This is a genomic window from Pseudoalteromonas sp. SWN29 (genome assembly GCF_015864465.1).
GTDB lineage: Bacteria > Pseudomonadota > Gammaproteobacteria > Enterobacterales > Alteromonadaceae > Pseudoalteromonas.
On the sequence record NZ_JADYXE010000037.1, the window covers coordinates 1 to 26,107 of the forward strand.

24 protein-coding genes are annotated in these 26,107 nt (G+C 39.1%); 13 read left to right on the top strand and 11 right to left on the bottom strand.

All coding sequences use genetic code 11. The features are described 5' to 3' along the window. The first annotated feature begins 218 nt into the window (after positions 1 to 218). The 8 genes from I6F53_RS14175 (at position 219) to I6F53_RS14210 (ending at position 9,268) form a co-directional block, all read left to right on the top strand. On the top strand, positions 219 to 947 hold the full coding sequence (locus I6F53_RS14175) for an SIMPL domain-containing protein (protein WP_197239969.1): 729 nt from the start codon (positions 219 to 221) through the stop codon (positions 945 to 947). A 74-nt stretch (positions 948 to 1,021) separates the two neighbouring features. Continuing rightward, on the top strand, positions 1,022 to 1,684 hold the full coding sequence (locus I6F53_RS14180; protein WP_197239995.1) for a peroxiredoxin-like family protein: 663 nt from the start codon (positions 1,022 to 1,024) through the stop codon (positions 1,682 to 1,684). Positions 1,685 to 1,876: 192 nt separating this feature from the next. Further along, the gene (gene epd / locus I6F53_RS14185) at positions 1,877 to 2,893 is read left to right on the top strand and encodes an erythrose-4-phosphate dehydrogenase (protein ID WP_197239970.1); all 1,017 of its coding nucleotides are present in this window, start codon (positions 1,877 to 1,879) and stop codon (positions 2,891 to 2,893) included. Positions 2,894 to 2,957: 64 nt separating this feature from the next. Beyond that, on the top strand, positions 2,958 to 4,133 hold the full coding sequence (locus tag I6F53_RS14190; RefSeq protein WP_197176255.1) for a phosphoglycerate kinase: 1,176 nt from the start codon (positions 2,958 to 2,960) through the stop codon (positions 4,131 to 4,133). Between the two features lie 201 nt (positions 4,134 to 4,334). Beyond that, the gene (gene fba, locus I6F53_RS14195; RefSeq protein ID WP_007377491.1) at positions 4,335 to 5,399 is read left to right on the top strand and encodes a class II fructose-bisphosphate aldolase; all 1,065 of its coding nucleotides are present in this window, start codon (positions 4,335 to 4,337) and stop codon (positions 5,397 to 5,399) included. 722 nt (positions 5,400 to 6,121) lie between these two features. Continuing rightward, on the top strand, positions 6,122 to 6,811 hold the full coding sequence (gene phoB / locus I6F53_RS14200) for a phosphate regulon transcriptional regulator PhoB (RefSeq protein ID WP_006791869.1): 690 nt from the start codon (positions 6,122 to 6,124) through the stop codon (positions 6,809 to 6,811). Between the two features lie 65 nt (positions 6,812 to 6,876). Then, the gene (gene phoR, locus I6F53_RS14205; RefSeq protein WP_197239971.1) at positions 6,877 to 8,184 is read left to right on the top strand and encodes a phosphate regulon sensor histidine kinase PhoR; all 1,308 of its coding nucleotides are present in this window, start codon (positions 6,877 to 6,879) and stop codon (positions 8,182 to 8,184) included. Positions 8,185 to 8,299: 115 nt separating this feature from the next. Further along, positions 8,300 to 9,268 (top strand): PstS family phosphate ABC transporter substrate-binding protein, encoded by a 969-nt coding sequence (locus I6F53_RS14210; protein WP_166419247.1) that lies wholly within the window; start codon positions 8,300 to 8,302, stop codon positions 9,266 to 9,268. A 94-nt stretch (positions 9,269 to 9,362) separates the two neighbouring features. Here I6F53_RS14210 and I6F53_RS14215 read toward each other — a convergent pair whose 3' ends face one another. From I6F53_RS14215 to sfsA, 8 genes are all read right to left on the bottom strand, one after another. After that, complete coding sequence (locus I6F53_RS14215; RefSeq protein WP_197239972.1) at positions 9,363 to 9,599, bottom strand: hypothetical protein; 237 nt, start codon at positions 9,597 to 9,599, stop codon at positions 9,363 to 9,365. A 31-nt stretch (positions 9,600 to 9,630) separates the two neighbouring features. Then, a complete protein-coding gene (panC, locus tag I6F53_RS14220) occupies positions 9,631 to 10,479 on the bottom strand; it encodes a pantoate--beta-alanine ligase (protein ID WP_197239973.1) in 849 nt (282 codons plus the stop codon). Next, positions 10,479 to 11,273, bottom strand: a complete 795-nt coding sequence (gene panB / locus I6F53_RS14225) for a 3-methyl-2-oxobutanoate hydroxymethyltransferase (protein WP_166419244.1) — start codon at positions 11,271 to 11,273, stop codon at positions 10,479 to 10,481. Before panB ends, panC begins: the two co-directional genes overlap by 1 nt. A gap of 30 nt (positions 11,274 to 11,303) precedes the next feature. Beyond that, positions 11,304 to 11,789 carry a 2-amino-4-hydroxy-6-hydroxymethyldihydropteridine diphosphokinase gene (folK, locus tag I6F53_RS14230; protein ID WP_166419243.1) on the bottom strand — a complete coding sequence of 162 codons (486 nt, stop codon included), beginning with the start codon at positions 11,787 to 11,789 and terminating at the stop codon, positions 11,304 to 11,306. Between the two features lie 4 nt (positions 11,790 to 11,793). Beyond that, on the bottom strand, positions 11,794 to 13,275 hold the full coding sequence (gene pcnB, locus I6F53_RS14235) for a polynucleotide adenylyltransferase PcnB (RefSeq protein ID WP_231616601.1): 1,482 nt from the start codon (positions 13,273 to 13,275) through the stop codon (positions 11,794 to 11,796). 78 nt (positions 13,276 to 13,353) lie between these two features. After that, positions 13,354 to 14,298 (bottom strand): tRNA glutamyl-Q(34) synthetase GluQRS, encoded by a 945-nt coding sequence (gluQRS, locus tag I6F53_RS14240; protein ID WP_197181404.1) that lies wholly within the window; start codon positions 14,296 to 14,298, stop codon positions 13,354 to 13,356. Between the two features lie 20 nt (positions 14,299 to 14,318). Then, a complete protein-coding gene (dksA, locus tag I6F53_RS14245) occupies positions 14,319 to 14,762 on the bottom strand; it encodes an RNA polymerase-binding protein DksA (protein WP_024611520.1) in 444 nt (147 codons plus the stop codon). Between the two features lie 330 nt (positions 14,763 to 15,092). Continuing rightward, entirely contained in the window at positions 15,093 to 15,812 is a 720-nt protein-coding gene (sfsA, locus tag I6F53_RS14250; RefSeq protein WP_197239975.1) for a DNA/RNA nuclease SfsA, read from the bottom strand. Between the two features lie 123 nt (positions 15,813 to 15,935). On the opposite strand from sfsA, the gene pepB reads away from it, so the two are divergent. Both pepB and I6F53_RS14260 read left to right on the top strand, forming a co-directional pair. Then, a complete protein-coding gene (gene pepB, locus I6F53_RS14255) occupies positions 15,936 to 17,231 on the top strand; it encodes an aminopeptidase PepB (protein WP_197239976.1) in 1,296 nt (431 codons plus the stop codon). Positions 17,232 to 17,415: 184 nt separating this feature from the next. Continuing rightward, positions 17,416 to 17,982, top strand: coding sequence for a phosphoribosyltransferase (locus I6F53_RS14260; protein WP_007377478.1), 567 nt, complete (start codon positions 17,416 to 17,418; stop codon positions 17,980 to 17,982). 92 nt (positions 17,983 to 18,074) lie between these two features. On the opposite strand, the gene I6F53_RS14265 is transcribed toward I6F53_RS14260, so the two are convergent. Beyond that, entirely contained in the window at positions 18,075 to 18,731 is a 657-nt protein-coding gene (locus I6F53_RS14265; protein ID WP_197181401.1) for a Crp/Fnr family transcriptional regulator, read from the bottom strand. A 288-nt stretch (positions 18,732 to 19,019) separates the two neighbouring features. On the opposite strand from I6F53_RS14265, the gene I6F53_RS14270 reads away from it, so the two are divergent. Continuing rightward, a complete protein-coding gene (locus I6F53_RS14270) occupies positions 19,020 to 19,256 on the top strand; it encodes a uroporphyrinogen decarboxylase (RefSeq protein ID WP_197181400.1) in 237 nt (78 codons plus the stop codon). Positions 19,257 to 19,935: 679 nt separating this feature from the next. Here I6F53_RS14270 and rdgC read toward each other — a convergent pair. Together rdgC and I6F53_RS14280 are read right to left on the bottom strand one after the other, a co-directional pair. Further along, positions 19,936 to 20,853 (bottom strand): recombination-associated protein RdgC, encoded by a 918-nt coding sequence (gene rdgC, locus I6F53_RS14275; RefSeq protein ID WP_024589755.1) that lies wholly within the window; start codon positions 20,851 to 20,853, stop codon positions 19,936 to 19,938. Between the two features lie 113 nt (positions 20,854 to 20,966). Then, the gene (locus tag I6F53_RS14280; protein WP_197239996.1) at positions 20,967 to 22,736 is read right to left on the bottom strand and encodes an ATP-binding protein; all 1,770 of its coding nucleotides are present in this window, start codon (positions 22,734 to 22,736) and stop codon (positions 20,967 to 20,969) included. A 352-nt stretch (positions 22,737 to 23,088) separates the two neighbouring features. Between I6F53_RS14280 and I6F53_RS14285 the strand changes: the two genes are divergently transcribed. Further along, positions 23,089 to 23,457, top strand: coding sequence for a response regulator (locus I6F53_RS14285; protein ID WP_197239997.1), 369 nt, complete (start codon positions 23,089 to 23,091; stop codon positions 23,455 to 23,457). Between the two features lie 228 nt (positions 23,458 to 23,685). After that, positions 23,686 to 26,103 carry a bifunctional aspartate kinase/homoserine dehydrogenase I gene (gene thrA / locus I6F53_RS14290; protein WP_197239978.1) on the top strand — a complete coding sequence of 806 codons (2,418 nt, stop codon included), beginning with the start codon at positions 23,686 to 23,688 and terminating at the stop codon, positions 26,101 to 26,103. Positions 26,104 to 26,107: the final 4 nt, after the last annotated feature.

Genomic DNA, 26,107 nt, shown 5'->3' on the forward strand with positions numbered 1-26,107 from the left:
CTCTGGTTGGGTACGAGCTCACTGTCTTCCCGATGTGACAAGTGCTAGCTAAACACTCATCAAGAAGAGATACAAGGTTGGCTGTAGGCGCGGCTTTATGCCGCGAGAGATAAACTCCCGCCTACAATAAAGGACAGTTTACTTTTATTATTACCTGTATAATTATAGGTACGCTTACGTAATCATTACTATTTAACTAACCACTTCAAGGAACGAACATGAAACTCATTACTACTATTTTCTTAACCTTATTCCCACTCATCACTTTTGCTAATTCAAGCTTGCCTCCCAATCGCCATATTGCGGTTCAAGGTACTGCAGAGGTGCTTGCCAATCCTGATATCGCTAAAATACTATTTCAAATTATAAGTATTAAAAACGAACCTTTAGCAGCTAAGAACGATCTTGATAATAAAGTTAATTTACTAATTGGCGGACTAAATCAATTTGAAATAACTGCCGATGATGTAGTTGCCTCAAGTGTTAAAGTTGAAAAAACGGGTATGGATTACGTTGAAACAGGGCATCAGGCTCCCGCTGAATATGCAGCTATAAGGACCTTTGAAGTAACACTAAAAAACATTGAAAAAGTGAATGATTTAAGTGATTTTTTATTGAGTTTAAAAATAAATACGATTCAAAATACTGAGTTTTTATCTTCAAAAGCTGAGCAGTTACAAGCGCAAGCCACACAACAAGCACTTAATAACGCAAAAGAAAAAGCAAATGTGCTTGCTAACTCCTTTGGTACAAAAGTGGGTGAAGTACGCACTATTAGCTTAACTCAAAAAAGCGTTTACAGTGGCTTTGGTGCAGCGGTTAAAAAAATAGATAGAGTAAATCCAATGAGCGATTCATTTCCTAAAGCTCGCAAAAATTATTTACAACCAACGGTAAGCTTTAAATCATCAATAAACGTGGTGTTTGATTTAGAAATAACTAACTAAAATTTTCATTTCAAATACACTTTCGTACTGTAAGCTGGCTTTACGTTTTTGATTAATTTGAAGGTAGCGATACTATAAGCGATGAAAGCAACACATTAAAAGTACAAACCGAGGCAAAAGTAGCCGCTGGGCGAAAAGGTAATCCTGATTTTATGAAAGGTGTTGATGAAACGATTGCACAAGCAAAAGCGTTTCAGCAAGGTGCTAATGCACTTGATTTAAACCAAAGCGCACCAAGTTTTGAGTTACCAAATCAACATGGTCAATCGGTGCAGTTAACCGAGTTACTTGCACAAGGCCCTGTGGTTATTACTTTTTATCGTGGTAGTTGGTGTCCGTACTGTAATTTACAACTGAAAGCACTGCAGTCACGTTTACCTGAAATTCATGCTTTAGGTGCGCAGCTGGTGGCTATTAGCCCGCAAGTACCCGATGGCTCAATGAGCGAAAACGAAATAAGTAAAATGGATTTTGTAGTACTGTCGGATCAAAATGCGGATGTAGCAGCAAGCTACGGCGTAGCATGGCAAGTACCTACATTTTTACTAGAGCATATGCGAGTAGATCGAGGCCTAGATTTAGAGTCGCTGAATAACGGAAATGGCAGTATTTTACCTATTCCTGCCACCTTTGTTTTAGATAAACAAGGTAAAGTGACTTGGCGCTATGTTGATGTTGATTACCGTACTCGCTCTGAGCCAGAAGATATAATTAATGCATTAAAAAAACTAGTTTAAAAAGCTTAATTTACAAGGCTTAATCTAAAAGCCCAGAGCCATTAAAGAGCTTGCAACGCGTAAGCTCTTTACTCTTAATTTAAAGTTTCTAATGCTACCCTCTTATAATCATACTCAAGGTCGATTACAATACAGCCATCTAAAAGGCGTATTGCCTTTATCTGCACGCTAAAAGAGTGGATTTTATATTTCATGGCAATCAAACTTGCAATTAATGGTTTTGGTCGTATTGGTCGAAATATTGTCCGCGCGTTATACGAGTCTGGTTTGAGCGACGATATAAAAATTGTTGCGATTAACGAACTTGCTGATCCTGAAGCTATTGCTCATTTATTAAAATACGACACATCCCACGGTCGTTTTTCTTTTCCTGTAAAACTTGGTGAAGACACCATTAATGTTGCAGGCGATACCATTGCACTTTTTTGTGAAGAAAACCCAATTGAATTACCTTGGCAAACGCTCGATGTAGACGTTGTACTTGAATGTACGGGGGTTTATCACTCGCGTGAACACGCACAGTTACATATTACTGCAGGCGCTAAAAAGGTGTTGTTTTCGCATCCGGCTGATAACGATGTTGATGCCACTATTGTGTATGGCATAAACGACGATGAGCTTAAAAGCGAGCACACAATTGTGTCTAACGGGTCGTGTACAACTAACTGTGTTGTGCCGGTTATTAAAGTACTTGATGATGCATTTAGTATTGAATCGGGCGCTATTACGACTATTCATGCGTCGATGAATGATCAACAAGTGATTGATGGTTATCATCATGATTTACGTCGTACTCGCGCTGCAAGCCAATCAATTATTCCAGTTGATACAAAGCTCGCCCGTGGTATAGACCGTATTTTACCTAAATTTAAAGGCCGTTTTGAAGCCATCGCTGTACGCGTACCTACTATAAATGTAACGGCAATGGATTTAAGTGTAACGGTTAATACCGACGTAGATTTAAATGCAGTAAATAATGCACTTAAAGCGCAAGCAAAAGACCGCTTAGAAGGTATTTTAAGTTATACCGAAGAGCCGCTTGTATCGGTTGATTTTAATCACGACCCACATTCTTGTATTATTGATGGTACACAAACACGTGTTAGTCACAAACGACTGATAAAGTTATTAGTATGGTGTGATAACGAATGGGGTTTTGCTAATCGTATGCTCGACACAGCGCGTGCTATGATGGCAGTGAATAAGTAATTTATTAATATAATAATTTTAAACGTATTTTTCAGATTCAGTATCGTCAACTAAGGAGATGTTCATGTCGGTCATAAAAATGGCAGATTTAGATTTAAACGGCAAACGCGTATTAATTCGTGAAGATTTAAATGTACCAGTTAAAGCAGGTAAAGTGACGTCAGATGCGCGTATTCGTGCAGCACTACCTACTATTAAATTAGCGCTTGAGATGGGTGCTAAAGTAATGGTTATGTCACACCTTGGCCGTCCTACGGAAGGTGAATATGATGAAGAGTTTTCGCTTGCACCTGTAGCTGATTACTTAAACGATGCCCTTGAGCAAACTGTACGTTTAGAAAAAGATTACCTAAACGGTGTTGATATTGCTGATAACGAAGTGGTTGTTTTTGAAAACGTGCGCTTTAACAAAGGCGAGAAGAAAAACGACGAAGCGTTATCTAAGCAACTAGCAGCACTGTGTGATGTATATGTAATGGATGCATTTGGTACGGCTCACCGTGCACAAGCATCTACCCATGGCGTTGGCTTATTTGCCGATGTGGCATGTGCAGGTCCGTTATTATCAGCTGAACTTGAAGCATTAGGTAAAGCACTTGATAACCCAGCGCGTCCATTAGTGGCGATTGTAGGTGGTTCAAAAGTTTCAACTAAGTTAACTGTTTTAGATTCACTTTCTAAAATTGTTGACCAGTTAGTTACCGGTGGCGGTATTGCTAATACTTTTATTGCTGCAACAGGCAGCCCTGTTGGTAAATCGCTTTACGAACCTGATTTAATGGACGAAGCGAACCGTTTATGTGCAGCAGCGATTGCTAATAATGGTGAAATTCCTGTACCGACTGACGTAGTTGTTGGTAATGAGTTTTCGGAATCTGCTGTAGCTACGCTTAAAGATGTAAGCGAAGTAACAAGCGACGATATGATTTTTGATATTGGTCCTGATACAGCGAGCAAGCTTGCAAAAATTATTGCAAATGCGGGCACTGTTGTATGGAATGGCCCAGTTGGCGTGTTCGAGTTTGACCAGTTTGGTAATGGTACACGTGCTATTGCACAAGCAATTGCTAACTCAAATGCGTTTTCAATTGCCGGCGGTGGTGATACCTTAGCTGCAATTGATAAATACGGCATTGCCGATAAAGTTTCTTATATTTCTACTGGTGGTGGTGCGTTCTTAGAGTTTTTAGAAGGCAAAAAACTTCCAGCAGTTGAAATGCTAGAATCGCGCGCTAAGTAATTTTAGTAGCGTAAGGTGAGGGGGTAATAGCCCTCACCGACAATTAATTATTAAATACCTCTCACCCTAATTTAATAATTAATTTAGACGGAATATTACTGCAAAGCAGTGGTTTTTCGTGGCGTTGTTATAACGCCAAACTAACACATCCGTTCAAACTAGATGGTAGGGAACTACTGTCGATAAATTGGAGAATACCCAATGGCTTTAATCAGTATGCGACAACTTTTAGATCATGCCGCTGAGCATGGTTACGGCGTACCTGCTTTTAACGTTAATAACCAAGAGCAAATGCGCGCAATAATGGAAGCGGCTGACAAAACAAACAGCCCTGTAATTGTTCAAGGATCAGCAGGTGCACGTGCTTATGCCGGTGCCCCATTTATTCGCCATATGATTTTAGCAGCCGTTGAAGAATGGCCACATATCCCCGTTGTTATGCACCAAGATCACGGCACATCGCCAGGTGTATGTCAGCGTTCAATTCAGCTTGGTTTTTCATCTGTAATGATGGATGGCTCGTTAATGAGCGACGGTAAAACCCCTTCAAGCTACGAATATAATGTAGAAGTAACGCGCGAAACTGTTGCTATGGCGCATGCTTGTGGCGTATCGGTTGAAGGTGAGTTAGGTGTACTTGGTTCACTTGAAACAGGTGAAGCTGGCGAAGAAGATGGTGTTGGCGCAGAAGGCATATTAACCACTGAGCAAATGCTAACAGATCCTGAAGAAGCGGCTGACTTTGTAAATAAAACACACGTTGATGCACTTGCAATTGCCTGTGGTACTTCGCACGGTGCTTATAAATTTACTCGCCCACCAACAGATGACATTTTAGCGATTGATCGCATTAAAGCGATTCATGCGCGTATTCCTAACACGCATTTAGTGATGCATGGTTCGTCTTCTGTTCCTCAAGAGTGGTTAGAAATTATTAATCAGTACGGTGGTGAAATCCCAGAAACTTACGGTGTGCCAGTTGAACAGATTGTTGAAGGCATTAAATTTGGTGTTCGTAAGGTAAATATTGATACCGATTTACGTTTAGCATCTACTGGTGCAATTCGTCGTCATATGGCATTAAACCCATCTAACTTCGATCCACGTAAATACTTAGCTGAAGCAACTAAAGCAATGACAGAGATTTGTGTTGCACGCTACAACTCGTTTGGTACTTCTGGTCAGGCTAGTAAAATTAAGCCAATTTCACTTGATGAAATGCACCTTAAATACTTAAGCGGCGAACTAGACCCTAAAATTAGATAATAGATCGTTTATAATTGATCATTTAAGCCAGTAACTTTGTTGCTGGCTTTTTTAATGCCTGCGCTTTTATATTACGGGTACGGCTTTTATCGATCTGATCACTGTACTACCAATACCGCACTTTGGGATCACGCATTTACTAACATAGCCTTTTCGGATCATTACTTTACTAAGCCAACTACACTTTGGCGCTATTTCAGGCTTTGAAATAATTTGATCGTTATTTATTTGTATAAACAATCAACAACTTATGACTTTAACTAGGTACAACTCTGATCTGAGAATAGATCAGCTTGGTAAAAATCTGATCCTTTAATTTAGGCTTAGTAAAATTTAGATCTATTTTTAAACGTATTAATGGCGACACAGGCGGGTTAGTTGATTTTAAAATGGCTTTAAAGTTACTTTTAAGCCGTCGATCTGTAAAAAGGTATGGGTTAGTAAAACAATGATCCCAGCTAATTCGCTATTATGTCGTAATTTAAATACTGGCAAAAAAGCAGGTAATTTAAAAAATATGACATTTTAAAAATTTATCGTAAATCTCTTTTTATTACGTTAAATATTAAAAAAGTTTTAAAAATATGACGTTAATGAGGTTTTTTGTCACTAATTTGTGTTTTTTTTACCACGATTTTAATTTACACGTTACACTTTCATAAAAATGTCATACTTAGTCATAATAATGAAAACTAATTCGATAGCGTAAGAGATAAATTGGAATGTCACGTAAAGTACTAGTCGTAGATGACGAAGCTCCTATTAGGGAGATGTTGGTTTTTGTTTTAGAGCAAAATGGATTTCAAGCAATTGAAGCAGAAGATTACGACTCTGCTATTGCAGCTATGGTTGAACCTTACCCAGATATGGTTTTACTTGATTGGATGTTACCAGGTGGAAGCGGTATTCAAATTGCTAAAAAGTTTAAGCAAAACGAACACACCCGCCAAATCCCAATTATTATGCTTACAGCCCGTGGCGAAGAAGAAGACAAAGTACGTGGTCTTGAAGTAGGTGCTGACGATTACGTAACTAAGCCGTTTTCTCCTAAAGAGCTTATGGCGCGTATTAAAGCGGTTATTCGCCGTGTATCGCCAACCTCATTAGAAGAAGCTATTGAAGTACATGGCCTGCGTTTAGACCCTATTTCGCATCGTGTTACCTCAGAAGGTAACGAGCTTGATATGGGGCCAACCGAATTTAGATTACTGCACTTTTTTATGACTCACCCAGAGCGTGTTTATAGCCGTGAACAACTGCTTGATCATGTATGGGGAACTAATGTTTACGTAGAAGATCGTACGGTTGATGTGCACATTCGTCGTCTGCGTAAAGCAATTGGCCCACTTGGACATGACCGTTTGGTGCAAACTGTACGTGGTGCTGGATATCGTTTTTCAAGTAAGCTGTGATCAGCTTAAAGCTTAGCTAATGTATGAAATACGCATGTATTACTACTCTAAGGTAAAGTGAGTGTATGTATCGAGTTGTTAATAAGCAGGCGTTAGTAAAGCGCCTGTTTATCTATTTTTTACCCTTACTATTAATTGGTGTGCTGGTTGGCGCGCCATTTTTGCTTTTATTTTTAGGATCTTTTTCCCTCCTTATTTGGCACTACCATCAACTTTATCGTTTGAGCGATTGGCTACTTAATCAACGTAGCTTTAATCCACCTGAGGGCGAGGGTGCATGGGAGCAAGTGTTCGAAGGTATTTATCATCTACAGCACCGTAATCGTAAAAAACGTAATGAGCTTGCTGATTTAATTCGTCGCTTTCGCGATGGAGCTGAAGCAGTACCTGATGCGGTAGTGGTACTGCAAAATGATTTAAGTATTGTGTGGTGTAATCAATTAGCCCTTAAAGTGCTTGGTTTGCAGTGGCCAACCGATCATGGTCAGCGTCTTGATAATTTAATTCGCGAACCTAAGTTTGCTAAATACATGCACAGAGGCGAATTTGACGACGCGCTTGAGCTTGATAACGGCCATAGCATTGAGCAAGTACTAGAGTTTAGGGTAATGCCCTATGCAAGCACACAACTTATGGTTGTTGTACGTGATGTAACGCGCTTAAAACAGCTAGAACAGATGCGTAAAGACTTTGTAGCCAATGTGTCACACGAACTACGTACACCGCTTACTGTGGTTACTGGCTATCTTGAGATGATGGATGGCGACATGATGCCGCCGCCAGCAATGTGGAACAAAGCGCAAAATACTATGCTTGAACAATGCAAGCGCATGGATAGCTTAGTTAGCCAATTATTATCGCTTTCGCGTATTGAAGGTGCTCGTCGCCAAGACAATGATAAAGCCATAAACGTACCGCAATTACTTGGTTATATTCACACTGAGGCAAACTCAATTAATCAAGACAAAGGCCATGAGCTTATTTTTAATATTGATAAAACCCTTGATATTAAAGGCTCTGAGGATGAACTGCGTAGTGCGTTTTCTAATTTAGTATTTAACGCCATTCATTACACTAAACCCGGTGGCAAAGTGGAAGTATGTTGGCAGCGCAAAAACAATAAAGCGTGTTTTAGTGTTACCGATAATGGTGATGGTATTGCGCCAGAGCATATTAACCGTTTAACTGAGCGTTTTTATCGTGTTGATAAAGCCCGCAGCAGAACAACAGGTGGCTCAGGTTTAGGGCTTGCGATTACAAAACATGTACTAACGCGCCACGATAGTAAATTAAATATTAGCAGTGAAGTTAACAAAGGTTCGTGTTTTTCTTTCGAATTTTCAATAGATAAGATAGTTTCGCTAGCTAAGTAATTAGGCTGAAAAGCAAAGTCATAAAAGTGTCATTTAAGAGTAATGTAACTGTCATGTACTCACTTTAGAGTGGGTAGCAGTTAGAAAATGGGACGAACAAACCGGAGAACCCTACATGAAATTTAAAAACTTAGTTGCCGCAATGGGTGTGGCTGTTACAACTTTCGTATCTGCACAAGCAGTTGCTTTAGACCAAGATATTCCTGAGTATCAAAAAATTAGTGGTGTTTCAGGTAACTTTTCATCAGTAGGTTCTGACACTTTAGCCAACATGATGACGTTTTGGGCTGAAGAGTACAAACGTATTTACCCAAATGTAAATATTCAAATTCAAGCGGCAGGTTCTTCTACTGCTCCACCGGCACTGACCGAAGGTACTGCTAACCTTGGTCCAATGAGCCGTAAAATGAAATCTAAAGAAATCGAAGCGTTTGAAAGACGCTACGGTTATAAACCAACTGAAGTACGCGTTGCTATTGATGCACTAGCGGTTTATGTACATAAAGATAATCCAATTGAAGGTCTTCGTATTGACCAAGTAGATGCTATTTTTTCATCTACTCGTAAGTGTGGTGCACCAGAGCAAGTAAACCGTTGGAGCGATGTTGGCCTAACAGGTGACTGGGCAGCTAAAGATGTTCAATTATACGGGCGTAACTCTGTATCAGGTACTTACGGTTACTTTAAAAAGAAAGCACTGTGTAAAGGTGATTTCCGTAATAACGTAAATGAACAACCAGGTTCAGCGTCGGTAGTACAGTCAATTTCATCTTCATTAAATGCAATTGGTTACTCTGGTATTGGTTATAAAACATCGGGCGTACGTACAGTACCGCTTGCTAAAAAAGGCGATAATTTTGTTGATGCAACACTTGATAACGTTGCGCAAGGTAAATACCCGCTATCGCGCTTTTTATATGTTTACGTAAATAAGCATCCAAATAAGCCGCTATCACCAATGGAAGAACAGTTCTTAAAAATGGTACTTTCAAAAGATGGTCAGCAAATTGTAGAAAAAGATGGTTATGTACCACTTTCTGCAAAGCTAGTAGAAACAGAACTTAAAAAGCTTGGTTTGAACTAATAAACCATAAGCAATAAAAAACCGCTCACTGAGCGGTTTTTTTGTGCCTAAAATTGAAGACCTGAAATATAAACAGAGCCAGTATTTTAAACGATTAAATATTACCTAATTTTTCAGCTTGTGCTTTACATTGATTATAATTATCAACACATTTTGCAGAGCATACTTGTTGCTTTAAGCCCTCAGCAGTTGTTTGCTGTTCACAGTTGCTTTCGCATTGGTAATTTTGTTGAGCACACTGATTCATTTCAGGGTTTTCAACTTGGTTTTGACAACCCGCTAATAGTGCAAATGTAAGGGCGACTACGCTTGTTTTTATTAATGTGTGCATGCTTAATCCTTAAAAGTGAGTTGCTATAATATTAAATTTCGACCTGAATATTGTCGATCAATCTAACACCACCAAAATAGGCTGCGGCTAAAATAACAAATTGAGTATCTTCGATTGTAGCAGTTTTTAATGTATCTCGTTGAGCAATCTCAAAATAGTCTGGTTTTAAACCCGCTTGTTCTAAACTCACTTTAGCTGCGGCTTCAAGTTCTGCAAAGTCTTTTTCGCCACTTTTAAGTTGCTCTGCGCACGTATTAAGCGCTTTAAATAATACGGTTGCAGTCGCTTTTTGATCATCAGATAAGTAACCATTACGTGAGCTCATAGCAAGGCCAGAAACTTCTCGCATTGTAGGTACACCAATAACTTCAACCGGAATTGATAGGTCGCGTGCCATAGTTTTAATTACTTGCAGTTGCTGAAAATCTTTTTCACCAAAGCAGGCGTAATCTGGCTGTACTAGGTTAAATAACTTAGTGACTATTGTGGCAACGCCTCTAAAATGTCCAGGGCGTGAACCACCACAGTAACCTAATGAAATATCAGGTACATCTACAAAGCTTTGTGCACCAAGCCCGTTTGGGTAGATTGTGTCTACACTTGGCGTAAATACAATGTCTGTGCCTAGTTCAGCAAGGCCTTGTTTGTCTTCGTTTAGCGTACGAGGATAGTTATCTAAATCTTCGTTAGCACCAAACTGCATTGGGTTAACAAAAATACTCACAACGACTTTATCGGCTAAGTTTTTTGCTTTTTCTACTAGCGAAAAATGCCCACGGTGCAAGTTGCCCATTGTTGGCACAAGCGCTACGCTAAGACCCGCTTGGCGCCATGCTTTAATTTGACTACGTAACGATCTGATTTCAGTAATTGACTGCATTATTTAAACTCGTGTTCAGCGCTTGGAAACGCGCCATTTTTAACGTCTGTACAATATTTTTGAACGGCTGCAGGCATATTGCCTGTTTCGAGCAAAAAGTTTTTAGAAAATTTAGGAATGTAACCTGCCGAAATACCAACAAGGTCATGCATTACCAATATTTGGCCATCAGTTAAGCTGCCAGCACCAATACCAATAGTTGGAATGCTAAGTGCGTCAGTAATGCGTTTTGCCAGTGCACTTGGAATACACTCAAGTACTAATAATTGCGCGCCAGCAGCTTCAAGTGCTTTCGCGTCATCAATCATTTTTTGTGCTTTGTCTTCTTCGCGACCTTGTATTTTAAAGCCACCAAATACATGTACTGACTGTGGTGTAAGGCCTAAATGCCCGCAAACTGGAATACCTTGTTGAGTAAGCGTTTTAATGCTCTCGTAAAGCCATTCTCCGCCTTCAAGCTTAATCATGTTTGCGCCAGCGCGCATAAGCTCAGCTGCATTTTTACAGGTATCACTTACGCTCGAGTAGGTCATAAAAGGTAAGTCAGCAATTACAAACAATTCGCGGCTACCAGCGCGTACACAGCGGGTATGATATGCAACATCTTGATTGGTTACGCCAAGGGTGTCATCGCCGCCTTGTAGTACCATGCCCAAGGAGTCGCCCACTAAAATAACTTCAACGCCGTTATCATGAAATAACTTTGCAAAACTAGCGTCGTAGGCTGTTAATGCAGTAATTTTGTTATTTTCTGCTTTCATTTTATTTAAAGTAGAAACGGTTATTTTAGACATAATATCCTCGCAGGCAAAAGCCTAGGTTAATTACAGAGGTAATTGTTGTAAGTCGTTGAGCGGTAAATTATTTGCAATGGTTTTTAATGCAATGCCGCTAGGTAAAATAAGTTCAGGTGCAAGCTCTAATAGTGGGTAAACCACAAACTCGCGATTACTCAAACCATAATGAGGCACAGTTAAGCGCGCCGTATTTATAATTTGATCACCAAATAATAGGGTATCTATATCAAGCGTGCGTGGACCCCAACGCTCAGCCTTTCTTACTCGGCCATGTTCAAGCTCAATACTTTGTGTTAAATCAAGTAATTGCTCTGGCTCAAGAGTCGTTTTAATGCACGCTACTGCATTGATATAGTCAGGTTGATCTTGTGGGCCCATAGGCTTACTAGCATAGTAATGCGATACGTTTATAAATTCACAATTGGGCAGCTTTTTAAGCGCGATTACCGCGTTATCAAGCTGCTCTTTTGGTGAGTTTAGGTTGGCACCTAAACCCAAATAAACACAGTGCATGTTATTACTCAGTTGGCTTTTTAGTTGGACGACGGCGTTTTCGTGGTTTAGGACCACCTTGATGACCTAAGCTTTTAACCATCTCTTTTTGGCCGTTTATATCTTGGCTTAAGTACTGTGTCCACCACTGTGCAAGCTCAGTATGCTGCGTTTCGCCTGCATTTACGCGTAATAATAAAAAGTCGTAAGCGGCTTTAAAGCGAGGTTGCTGCGTTAGTCGGTAAGCACGTTGGCCAGCACGTTTATCTAAACGATGCTGAATATGCCAAATATCGCGTGCACCTAAAGTAAAGCGTTTAGGTACGGCAATATGCTGTGAGTTATCGCTTAGTACTTTATTCATTGCTTGTGCGAAAGCATCGTATTCTGCAAGTTGCTCTTGGCTTTGAATCTTTTTAGTACGTTCAAGCAGCGGGAACCAAAGTAGGGCAGCAAAAATAAACGCTGGGGTTACTTTTTTATCTGCATTAATACGTTTGTCGGTATTTTGAAACATTTGCTGAATAAGCGTGTGTTCTAAGCCACTTGGGTTTTTATCTAAAATTTTATCAAGATCAGGGAACAGCGAGCGGAATAAGCCGTATTTACGCAGCATTAAAAAGTTAGCTTCTGCCTTGCCGTTTAAAAACAGCTTAAGAATTTCTTCAAATAAACGAGCCGGCGGAATGTTATCAAGCAAGCTTGCAAGCTCGCTAATTGGCTTTTCGCTTTTAGGCGCAATGCTCATATCAAGTTTAGTGGCAAAACGTACTGCACGTAACATACGAACAGGATCTTCGCGGTAACGCGTTTCGGGGTCGCCGATTAGCTCAATTTGTTTAGCTTTAATTGCCGCTAAGCCGTTGGCGTAATCGTGAATACTAAAATCTTTGATTGAGTAATAAAGTGCATTGATTGAAAAGTCGCGGCGCTCAGCATCTTCTTCAATACTGCCAAATACGTTGTCACGTAGCAGTTGGCCTTCATCACTTGATTGACTTATTTGATTTTTGTCTTCTTGCGCTTCGTGGTGACCACGCATAGTCGCCACTTCAATAATTTCACGACCAAATACAATATGTGCTAAACGAAAGCGACGGCCAATAAGGCGACAGTTTCTAAATAGTTTTTTTACTTGATCGGGTGTTGCATTAGTAACTACGTCAAAATCTTTTGGCTGTTGGCCTAACAATATATCGCGAATACAACCACCAACAAGGTAGGCGTCGTAACCACCGTCTTTTAAGCGGTATAATACTTTGATTGCATTTGGGCTAAATTGTTTGCGAGAAATACCATGCTCACCACGAGTGACAACAATAGGTTCACTGCTTACAGAAGCGCTTTCGGCACTGGTATTCGGGCCGATTATTTGTCGGCAAAATTGAAAAAGCTTGGAAATAATAATCTGTCTCCTAGAAGGTATGATTGACACTGTATTGCAATCAAAAGTTACAGCAAATAGGGCGGTTATAACCCAGCACAAGCTGCTTAGCTTAATTAGCATATATTTAGGCGGCTATCATATACCAGCAGGGTTTAAAAATTAAGTTGATGTGTTGAAATTAAGCCGTTTTTAGCTATTTTATTTACTTAAATGTGTAAATTGGACTTTTTGACTATGTGGATGTTGAGAAATTTGTATTTCGGATACGTGTGGTACCTGCTTTAAGCTAAAGTTTTTAACGCCCCAAGCGATTAATTGTTCAATATTTAAATCGATTAAATCAGCTATTACAGGCAACCCTAAAAATTCAAATGCACTAATTAAAGCTGGTTTTGGGTTTTGCTTGCTGATAGCAGGGGCATAATTTTGTTTAGACAGTTTAAAACCAGGTTTGGCAACCGCTAAAGGTAAATGAGCAAATTCAGGTACAGGGCTGTTGAGCTGTTTAAACAAACTAATTTGTCGTGCTGTTGGCTCAATTAAATCAGCGCCTCTAACAATTCGATTAATCCCTTGGTCAATATCATCGACGACCACAACAAGTTGATAGGCAAATAAGTCATCGCTGCGTTTAATTAAGTAATCCTCATGGGCGAGGGCACTATTAACGCTTATGTCACCTTGAATTAAATCACTAAATTGAGTCGTTGGATGTTGCTGAATTAAACGAAGCGCACCGGATTGGGTGTTGTGATTAAGTGCCTTGCAATGCCCCTGATAAATACCGCCAATAGCTTTTATTTGCTTGCGAGTACAGGTGCAACCATAAACAAGGTTTTGTTTTAAAAGTGAGTGGGTAATATCTTGATATAAAGGCAGACGCTGCGTTTGATATACAACAGGTTCGTCCCAATGAAGGGCATAGGCATGTAAGGTATTAAGAATATCGGAGTCGGCATTTTTGACCACGCGCGTAGTGTCTATGTCTTCTATACGAACTAACCACTTTCCTTGGTTAGCTTTTGCATCTAGATAGCTACCCACAGCCGCTACAAGTGAGCCAAAATGTAATGGCCCAGAAGGAGACGGTGCAAAACGACCGCGATATTTACGCATAGGCGCAGTAACGGCTGTAGGAGACATAACTAATTAATAAGTATTAATTAGCCGCGTCCAGATTGCTTTTCTTTGATTTCCGCAAGTGTTTTACAGTCTACGCATAAATCGGCAGTAGGACGTGCTTCTAAGCGACGTATGCCAATTTCGATGCCACAAGACTCACAAAAGCCAAAATCATCTTCTTTAATCAAATTAATTGTTTTTTCAATTTTTTTGATTAATTTACGTTCGCGGTCACGAGTACGAAGTTCTAAAGAGAACTCTTCTTCTTGTGCAGCGCGGTCAACTGGGTCAGGAAAGTTAGCAGCTTCGTCTTGCATGTGCGATTTAGTGCGATCAACTTCGTTACGTAAATCATTACGCCAAGTTTCTAAAATCGTTCTAAAATGAGCACGTTGTGCATCATTCATGTACTCTTCGCCTGGTTTTTCTTGGTATGGTTCTAAACCGGCTTGAGCCAATAAACCATGTTTCTTTTGGTCTGGCATAACTCTCTCCTAAATCCTTAATTTAATGCCTCAGCATTAGCCGGCGGTATAAATAACAGAATCTTATACCCTAGGCAAATTTATTTTTAATTAATCGAATTAGCTTCAACCATGCTTACTGAGTAAAAGGTGTATTAATAGTTTGTTTACACTTTTAATTAATTCACATATTCGCTTTCTAAAACTTGCCTTGTTATATGGGCAAAAACTTTAAAAACAAGTTAATTTAAATAATTCATTTTTGTAACTTTCTGTATTTTGAGCTCGTTACTTACTTTGCAAATTACGAATAGTTCAATCCTTTGGTTTAAATAAACACACCTCAATACACTATTCTATAAATGCTATTTTTTTATGAAGTAAAACTTCATCCGCCGAAATAGTCGCTTTGTATGCTAATACTTCAACACCGGCTGCTATTGCTTGGCTTAATAACGAGGCATATTTTTCATCAATATGTGCTGCTGCACTTACCGTATTTATTCCCTCATGCAAAACTGCGAACAGTAATACTGCTCGGTGGCCTTGTTCGATCATTTCTATTAGTTCGCGAATATGTTTTTGTCCGCGCAGTGTTTGCGCATCAGGAAAGTAGCCTTGCCCACTTTGTGGAGCATCTTCGCTTAATAATGTGACTGATTTAACTTCTACATAGCAATCAGGTTTATTTTTGTCTGTGAGTAAAAAGTCGATTCGGCTGTTTTCGCTGCCGTACTTTACTTCGCTTTGTAATTGACTGTAGTCGAGTAGCTCGCTTATCACATTATTGTTTATTGCTTCTTCTACTACTTTATTTGCCACCGCTGTATTTACACAAATAAGCTGCGATAAGTTATTTTGCGTAAGCTCTAATGAATGCGGGTATTTTCGTTTTGCGTTATCGCTTGTTGAATAAAAAGCAGCGAAGCCTGGCTCTGCGCATCCGGTCATTTTACCTGTATTCGCACAGTGGGCGGTAAATTCGCTGCCATCATTTAATTGTAAATCAGCTAAAAAACGTTTGTAGCGTTTTAATAAAGTGGCTGGTTGCAGCGCTGGCGTGTACTTCATAATAACTTCCAAAGTGTAAATACTGCACAGCAGTGTGATTTATGTTATTTATCTCAAGCTGTTGGGAACTTAAGCGCTCTATAGTAAACTCGGTGGCACATTTAAGTGCAAGGGTATTCTAACATGAGTGAAAAATTTGTTGTTCAACTAAGCGAACAAGCGGCAGCTAGCCATTGGGGCGATAATGCGTCGTTGTCTTTTAACGAGCGCGGTGCAACTGTTCATTTGTCTGAGCAAGAAACATTGAAAAATGTTCAAAAAGCTGGTCGTACTATTGCAATCCAAGGTATTAAAAACGTTGAACTAGCAGGTGATGCTTGGTGCACAGAAAGCCAATGGGCTTTTTATCAAGGCTTTGTAACACCAAAATCGTTAAATGGTGTTGAGTTTGTTGATAACGCACAATCAGATATTAAAGAACTTGCTCATTTAAAAACGTCAGCAATTTGGGCACGTGAAATGGTTAACGGTACGGCCGATGACATTTACCCAGAAAGCCTTGCTGAAAAAGCCGCTGAGTTTATTCAATCACTAGCGCCTGAGCACGTTAGTTACCAAATTATTAAAGGCGATGCGTTACTTGAGCAGCAATGGATTGGTATTCATGCTGTTGGTCGCGGTAGTGTTCGCCCACCTGTATTACTTGAGCTTGATTACAACCCAACAGGCGACGAAAATGCACCAGTAAGTGCAGCGCTTGTAGGTAAAGGTATTACGTTTGACTCAGGTGGTTACTCAATCAAATCAAGCGAAGGTATGCTTGGTATGAAATGCGACATGGGCGGCGCGGCAACAGTAACTGCAGGCTTAGCATTGGCTATTAACCGTGGTATTGAAAAGCGTATTAAGCTGTTTTTATGTTGTGCAGAGAACTTGATTTCGGGTCATGCATACAAATTAGGTGACATTCTTACTTATAAAAATGGCACAACAGTTGAAATAGTAAACACCGATGCTGAAGGTCGCTTAGTACTTGCAGATGGCCTAATGGCCGCAGGTGAGACTGGCGCTCCACTTATTATTGATGCAGCAACACTAACTGGCGCAGCGCTTGTTGCTGTTGGTCAAGAGTACAATGCATTATTTGCACTTGATAAAGAACTTGTACGTGAAGTTGAGAGTTTTGCATCTCAAGAAATGGAAGCTGCTTGGCCACTTCCTCTTGAAAAATGGCATCAACAAAACTGCCCATCTCCTTATGCTGATACGGCAAATAGCCGCGCACAAAAAGGTGGCGGTTACGGCGGTGCATCAAATGCAGCAGGCTTTTTATCACGCTTTGTGCCAAACGATGGCAAAGGTTGGGTACACATAGATTTAGCAGCTGCATTTAACATGGGCAGCACAAGCCAATGGGCTGCTGGCGCAACAACTCAAGGTATGCGTACTGTTGCACGTACATTGTTAGAAAAAGCTTAATAATACGTAAAATAGGCTTTTAATATACAAAATAGGCACCACTTGGTGCCTATTTTTTGATTTGCAGACAAGCAATTTAGTTTGATTTACGGTAAAATCTGTCGCCAATACCTGTTTGAGTTTAATTTTTTGCTTAACTCTAAGCTGCGCTCAAATGTTATATCCACCACTGGGGTTTCTAATTATGTCAGATAAGTGCTACATCACAGCTCAACAGCTGCTTGAAGATTCGTTCCGCGTAGCGGCACAAGTATACCAAGATGGCTTTCGTCCTGATTTTATCATTGGTATTTGGCGAGGTGGTGCACCAATCGGTATTGCTGTTCAAGAGTATTACGATTACAAAGGCATTGAGACTGACCATATTGCGGTACGTACATCGTCTTATTACGGTATTGGTAAGCAATCAAAAGAAATTAAAGTTCACGGATTACATTATATTGTAGAGAACGCAAATGCAGGCGATTCATTGTTAATTGTTGATGATGTGTTTGACTCAGGGCGTAGTATTGTTGCATTAAAAGAAAAGCTTTCTGAACTTATGCGCTTAAACTTACCACGTGATATTCGTATTGCGTGCCCGTATTACAAGCCTAAAAATTCAAAAGTAGACACTGTTCCAGATTATTATATTCATGAGTCTGAAGAATGGTTAGTGTTCCCGCATGAACTATCTGGTTTAACACCAGATGAAATTATTGCTGGTAAATCTGACCTTGCGAAAATTCATGACATTTTGCTAGAGAAGTAATTAGTAATTTGCATAAATAAAAAAAGGCCGTTAAGGCCTTTTTTTATGCGTAAAATTGAGCGCGTTGCTTAACTTATTATTTAATCAATAAATTAAAGTTGGGCAAAGCTATCTACGTATTCACTGAGCATTGGTATATCGACCGCGAGTAAACCATCGTTACTTCTAAGTACCAAGCCTTTTTCTACGAGTTCAGTAACAACACGTCTGTAAGCTCGCTCAGTGGTTGCAAAGCGTTCGGCTTCAGCATTTACAGTTGGGTAGGCTCTAAGTAGCGTAGGGTTGTTGTTCTCGGCTCTTAGTAAGCAATCTTTAGCTATATTATAGCTAAGTGGTAGTAATAACTTATCTAAATTGATTTTTTGGTTCTCTTGAAACTTAGCCGCAATGGTTTGTGCTGTGTATAAGCTTAGTTCCGGCTTTTCAAGCAGCAGAGCACGCCAATGCCTTAATTCAATAAGGTTATAAGTTACATCGCTAAAGCATGTGACCGTATAAATACACGGATTATTATTTAGCGCTTCTATTTCACCAATAAGGGTGTTGTTACAATCCAATTGCCCTAACAGCAGGCGTCGTCCATTACCTACGTCGTAACTAAACGACACAGTGCCACTGCGTACAAGCACAAGCTTGCTTAAAGGCTGATCTTGATGGATCAGAACTTCTTTTTTTGATTGTTGATAGCTACTACCGGCAAAGGTTAAAAGCTGATCAACAAGGTAACTAGAAAAATGGTATTGAAACATCAATGTGCTCTTCGGACATTTGTCCTATTTATTACATCTTAATGACGATAGCATTAAGACACTAAGAATTTACGCTAACTTGCTACTAATATTATTAGCTTTGCTAAGAGTATTATTTTACCTTCATTTCCCGTGTAATGATTTAAGAATTTGCTGGTATTTTCCGGCAAACTTTTTCAGGTTTTTTAAGCAGGTTAGCTTTTTTATTTTGTTGTAACTTTGCAATACTTACAAGTGCCATAAGCTAGCAGTACATGTAATGCTAACCTAAAGGCCAGGAGAGAACAATTGAGTTGGGAATATTTAGGTTATATTGCATCAGCTTTATTGGTTGCATCGTTAACAATGACAGATGTAGTAAAACTACGTTGGTATAACATGTTTGGTTGTATGGTGTTTACTGCATACGGTGTTGCCATTGACGCAACACCTGTGATTTTTACTAACGGCTTGTTGTCGCTTGTAAATTTATACCACATTATAAAAATATATCGCCAACCTAAAGTTGAAGACGCTAAAAGCTAAAATAAGTTATCTGCACAAAGTAAGTTAATGGTTTTAATTAAAATCAAAAACTTCAGTTATTGTGCAGTCCAGCTTGATGCGTATATAGACAATCTCATATCACTCTACATAACTTACCTCTGAACCATGCTTTAATCTCCTACTTAAAAGATGATTACCTTAGGTTTTAATACGTCATTCGTTAGCTAATACCAACCTGCATAAATCTTTGATCAATTTAACGAATTAAATTGCACTATAACGTCGTTAAAAATTTTTTATTTAGAACAACTAGATACAAAAATTTTCGCCTAGTTCTAGCGTAATTTTCTCAACGTTAAATAGACCCGTATATAAGCAGATTGGTATAAACTCTGTTCGCGGTTAATAATACCAATTCCAATAAATAGCTGATCTATTTTACTTGCTAAAACAACCCATTTCTTTGTTGTAAATTTCGCAAAGGGAACAACCATTTATATCAATTTACGCCTAGAACTGAATTATTTTTTCGGCGTAAAATTTAGATCACATACTTAATGGAATTGGTGTAAATATATAAATAAGTGCTTCTAAATTTCATAAAAAAATCCGATAGCAGTTTACTGCTATCGGATTTTTATCTGTTATACCAACCTGCTTATATGCTATTTAATTTGTTAAATTGCTTAAATATTTATGTAGGTTGGTATTTAGGTATTTACGCTTTTTCTAAATCTTCAACGTCACCTAAACCTGCAGTTAGTTCTTCAAGTAATTGCTTTATTTCTTCAGAAGCTAAAATAAAGTCAGCATCAAGTTTTAAAGCCATATCTTCTTTAGGAATATCTGCGTTTTCTTCTTTTAGAGTTTCAGAGTAGCTTAAACGTTTGATAGAACCATCGTTTTGCAGCATAAACTTAAGGCGTTCTTGCCAATCAAGGGCAAGTTTAGTTACGCGTTTACCACTTTCTAAATGCGATTTTACTTCATCACATGATAGGTCATGGCCTTTAAGCTTTACTTGTGCGCCGCTGTCGTCAGCTTCTTCAAGCTCAGCGTCTGAGCCAATAGCAAAGCCCTCTGGTGTACTAAAGTTAGTTAACCAATCAGTTAAAAATACATCTAGGTCGTAGTTAGCAAACGCAGGTACTACAGGAAGCGTTCCTAGCGATTTGCGAAGTAATGCCAGTAGCTCTTCTGCTTTATTAAAGCTTCCGCTATTTACAACAACCCAACCGTTTTCTTGGTCAATAAAAGCAAATTGTAAGCTCGACTTTTTAAATGCTTGAGGTAGAAGAGTATGAAGAATGTTTTCTTTTAATTCGTCTTTTTCTTTCTTTTTAACAGGGCGGTTTTCTTCGGCTTCTATCAGATCAATTTTCTCAGCGACTAGCTCGTTAATAACAGAAGCCGGAAGTACTTTTTCTTCACGTTTAGCGCAAACTAAAATACTTTTTTGAGAAAAATGCGATAGCGTATCGCCATGCTTTCCAAACGCTTTTGTCCAACCAAATGTAGCAAGCTCTTGGCCCGTACATGGGCGAAATAAATCTTGCTCTAATGCTTTGTCAAAATCTTCTTGAGTGTATGAAACGTCTTGCTTAAAGCGGTAACAAATAAGGTTACTAAACCACATAGGGGAATTAATCCATTTGAAAAATTTGTACAATCATAGCAATAAAAACAGTATCTCGAAATGACTGATTTGTTACTGTTGAATATGAACAAATTTAACGCATGTACTTTTATTTATTCATATTTATCAAAAATAGGCAGAGGCTTAGCCATGTTCTTTGGAAATTGAATATAGTAACGCAAGCCTTTGCCTAGTTCACTCGTTGTATCAATAGAGCCACTAAGGGTTTGCTTGACTAAATTAAGCATTATGTGGGTGCCTAATCCGCTACCGCCTTCATCTCGTTTAGTCGTAAAGAATGGGTCAAATAATTTTTTTAATTGCTCGTTGGTAACACCGTTACCATCATCTTTGTAATCAATAGTTAAGTTAGTGTCATCAGCGCTTATTTTAATATCCATAACACCGTTGCTTTTACCTTCAAAGCCATGAATGAGTGAATTTATAATTAGGTTAGTAAAAATTTGGCTTATAGCGCCTGCGGGTAAATTTAAAACTAAATCATCAGGACATTCTAATTTTATAGTGTGGGATGTCTTTTTTAGTTGTGGGTGCAGTGAGCGTATTACTTCGTTAACGTAATCTTTAAAGTTAATGGTTCTTACTGCTTCACTAGCTTGATCGACCGCTATTTGTTTAAAACTAGCAATAAGCTCTGAAGCTCTATCTAAATTGGTTGTTAAAAGACTGGCACTTTGCTTGGCCTCATTAATAAATTCTTCTAGTGCTTTTGGTGAAAGCGTTTTTTCGGTATAAGCATTTTCGAGTTTATTTAAACGCTCTTGTAAAAACGAGATTGCTGTTACACCAATGCCAATGGGAGTATTTATATCGTGCGTAATACCTGCCACCAGCCCGCCTAGCGCAGCCATTTTTTCTGTGCCTAACAAACGCTCCTGTGCAAGGCTGAGCTCTTCGATATATCGCTGAGATTCAGTTTGTTTTGTAATTAACTCTTGCTCTGTACTTCGGCGTAAGTCTACTTCTTCGGTGAGGACAATTTTTTGCTTTTCGAGTTCGTACTTTTGCTGTTGTAAATCCATCATTGCTTGGCTTAAGTTTGATGTTTTACGAGCTACGTCTTGTTCAAGCTGTATGTTGTGATGGTCAAGCTTTTCGTTACTAATAATGAGTTCTTTTTGGGTATGCTCAAGTTCTTTTCTATACTGAACTACTTTATCTATTAGTTTGTTAAACGACTGCTCCATTACTTTTAGTTCGTTATGCTCTTCTGTTTCTATTTCTATGTGCTGGCCTTCTAGCTCATCTATTTCTAAATTTTCTAGTTGTTCAGTGAGTTCAGTTAAAGGCTCTGTTAGGAGTTTTCTAAATGCCATTAAAAACAGAATGATCAGAAATGTTGTTTTGATCATCGCATTACCAATCAAAAAATAGATTGATACCATAATGCGACTAAATACAACTTCACGACTAGAAAATAGCGTAACGTCACCGACTTGGGTTGCGCGTCCTGAAAATTCAAAAATAAGTGGAAAAGTGTAACCAAATAAACCAGATTTAGTATCTTCTAAAATAACTTCTTCTTGAACAAGTTGTTGATTGTATAGCTTGTGTATGTCAAGTGATCGCCCTAACTGTGAAATAATTTCGCCACTGTCGTCACGAACAATAATCCCTTCAATCATAGGGATGGCGAGTAGACCTTCTGCCGTTGTAATTGTTTGTTTGGTATTAAGTTCCCAAATAGCACGCGTTAAGCTGCGGCTAAATGTTTTTTGCAAGGTACTGAGTTCATTGCGAATGTAATCTTTAGTATTAACGTATTCAGCAAGCACTTGTCCGCAAGTCACTACAAAGGTAAGTAAAAAATAAACGGACAAAACGCTAGTTAGTAACTTCTTAGAAAGGCTCTTTTGTAACATAAGTGACTTGTTCATCCATTATTATTTTTATAACGTTACGGTAGTTACTTAAAAGTTAGTCAATAAACCTCTAAAAATAAATAAAAAAGTTAAAATTTAATAAGATAAACCTAAAAAATAGGCGTGTAGTACCAAAGTAATTAAACTAAGCTATAAAGTAGTCTATTTGTTACATGTTAAGTATTATCACTTTAGCTGATATTTGATTTCGATTTTTATTTAATATGGACTTACTCTATATTTATCATGGTATTAAATTATTAATGTGTTGAGTATTTAGGAACGTGTTAAAGTGTATAAAATGCAAGGAGGGCGGTCTTTCAATAACTTTGATGGTTGTATAGTAGTAAACATGATGAAATTCTCGATATTAGTCTGTGATGATTCTGCAGTTGCCCGTAAACAAGTCGTACGGTGTTTAAATGAATGTATAGACGCTCAAATACAACAAGCTGCAAATGGGGCGCAGGCTTTAGCGCTTTTGCGAGCACAAAACTTTGATTTACTGTGCCTAGACCTCACCATGCCAGAGGTTGATGGTATACAAGTACTTGAAACTATAAAAACAGAAAAAATAGAGTGCTTTGTTTTAGTTATTTCTGCTGATATACAGGAGAAAATGAAGCAAAGAGTCGCCCAACTTGGCGCAATTGATTTTATTGATAAACCTATTAATAAATCAAGCTTGAATGAAATATTGCATAAATTTGGCATTCATTAGGTTTTTTCATGTTAAAAAAGGCTGTTTTATCTTTTAATTTAGGGTTGACAGCATAGCCTTTGTTAAGGCAGTCTTAACATATGAAAACAATTAATCGCGTACTGACCATTATTATTACAACCATCATTCTTACTGGATAGTGGCATAGGTCGGTGCAACAAATTTAAAGGCCTGTGTTCACTTAGAACACAGGCCTTTTTTCGTTTTATGGGATGAGGAACATAAACAATGCGAGTTTTAAAATTTGGCGGCTCTTCGCTTGCCGACTTTGCATGCTTACAACAGGTAGCTCAGTTAGTTAAAGCACAATTAAAAGATGAAATGTTATTGGTGCTTTCTGCTCCAGGTGGAATGACCGACTCCTTAGTTGCACTTGCAAGTGCTGCAGAGCAAGGGTTAGATTTTTCGCAGCAATGGCAAGCATTGGTAAGCCGCTGTGAAGGTTTGAAAGCTAACGTTGAAGAAAGTGGTGCGGTAGTTACACACTGGCCAAATTTAGGCGAGCTTAAAAATAAACTAGATGGCGTGTCACTTATACAATGTTGCCCTGATCAAGTTCGCGCATTTGTGATTAGCTTTGGAGAGCGCGTTAGCGTTTCTTTAATGCAGGCTTTATTGAACTCGCACGATGCAAGATACTTAGAAGCAACAAGCTGTATCGCTTCAACTGGCGGTTATATCGACGCCGAGGCTGATTTAGTAACAAGTAAAGCTCGCTTTCAAGCTGTGCTTAAAGAAAACCCTGCAACTATTTATATCATGCCTGGTTTTACAGCGAGTAATGATAAAGGTGAGCTTACAACGCTTGGCCGTAATGGCTCAGACTACTCAGCAGCAATTGCAGCAGCATGTTTAGAAGCTGAAATTTGCCAAATTTGGACTGACGTTGATGGCGTATATAGCGCTGACCCTCGTTACATCAAAAAAGCGACTAAAGTAGATTTTTTATCTTATAAAGAAGCGATGGAGCTTTCTTACTTTGGTGCAAAAGTACTTCACCCTAAAACAATACTGCCGTGTGCTAAAGCGGGTGTGCCGTGCGAAATTAAAAATACACATAATCCAGACGCACAAGGTTCATTAATTGGTAACGATTATTCATCAGATGAGCCAGTAAAAGCGCTTTCGAGCTTACAAGACCTTGCAATGCTAACTGTTTCAGGCCCAGGTATGAAAGGTAAAGTGGGCATGGCGTCTAAGGTATTTAATGCACTTGCTCACGATAACGTATCAATAGTATTAATTACACAGTCATCATGTGAATTTAGCATTAGCTTTTGTGTACATGAAACTGATTTAGCACTTGCACTCGATGCGCTACAAACTGCGTTTGAACTAGAGTTACAAGCTGGACTTATTGAACCTGTACAAGTACAGCGCAATTTAGCGATTGTTACGTTAGTAGGTGATAACATGCGCGCGCATCGTGGTTTAGCAGCTAAGTTTTTTGCATCGCTTGCACAAGCTCAAGTAAACATTGTTGCCATTGCGCAAGATTCTACTGAAAGCGCTATTTCAGCCGTGATTGACGGCGAGCTGTGTAACGACGCAGTTAAAATATGCCATGAAAACTTCTTTACGCATGTGCCATCAATTGATGTGTTTTTACTAGGTTGTGGCTTAGTAGGGCAAGAGCTTATTAATCAGCTTGAGCGCCAGCAAGCGTGGCTTGAAAAACGTAATATTAAACTCAACTTGTATGGTGTTGCTAACTCTCGCCAATTACACCTTGATAGTGAAGGTATTGCTTTTGGTGATTGGCAGCAAAAATTGGCCTCATCTGAGCAGGCGTTTGATTTAAAACTAGTAGAGCAGTTTGTTAAGCAAAATCATTTAGTAAACCCTGTGCTTGTTGACTGTACGTCGTCGGATGCACTTGCTGCGCAGTATGTAGACTTTTTAAATGCAGGTTTTCATGTGGTTGCTGCCAATAAAAAAGCAACAACAAGCTCATACACGTATTACCAAGATTTAATTGCAGCAACGCAAAAGAATAATCGTAAATTTTTATACGAAACGAACGTTGGTGCAGGCTTACCAGTAATCGACAACTTACAGTCATTATTTGGTGCCGGTGATGAGTTATTAGAGTTTAGCGGTATTTTATCAGGTTCACTTTCGTATATGTTTGGCGCACTTCAAGATGGTTTGTCACTTTCTGAGGCAACTATTAAAGCCAAAGAAAGTGGCTTTACTGAGCCAGATCCTCGTGATGATTTATCGGGTACCGATGTAGCACGTAAGTTATTGATCATCGCTCGCGAAGCCGGTATGAAATTAGAGCTAAGCGATATTGAAGTTGAGTCAGTATTACCACCAGGTTTTGCACAAGGTGATAATGTTGATGAGTTTATGGCAAAACTACCAAGCTTAGATGCTGATTTTAACGACCGTATCAAAAGCGCTGCGAGCGAGGGTAGGGTACTTCGCTATGTAGGCACAATTAAAGAAGGCCACTGTAAAGTAGGTATTGAAGCGGTAGATGCAAAGCATGCGCTTAGTGTCATTCGTGATGGTGAAAACGCACTGGCTATTTTAAGCCAATACTACCAGCCACGTCCGTTTGTAATTCGTGGTTATGGCGCCGGCTCGGAAGTAACAGCCGCGGGTGTATTTGCTGATATTTTAAAAACGTTATCGCGCTAGGAGC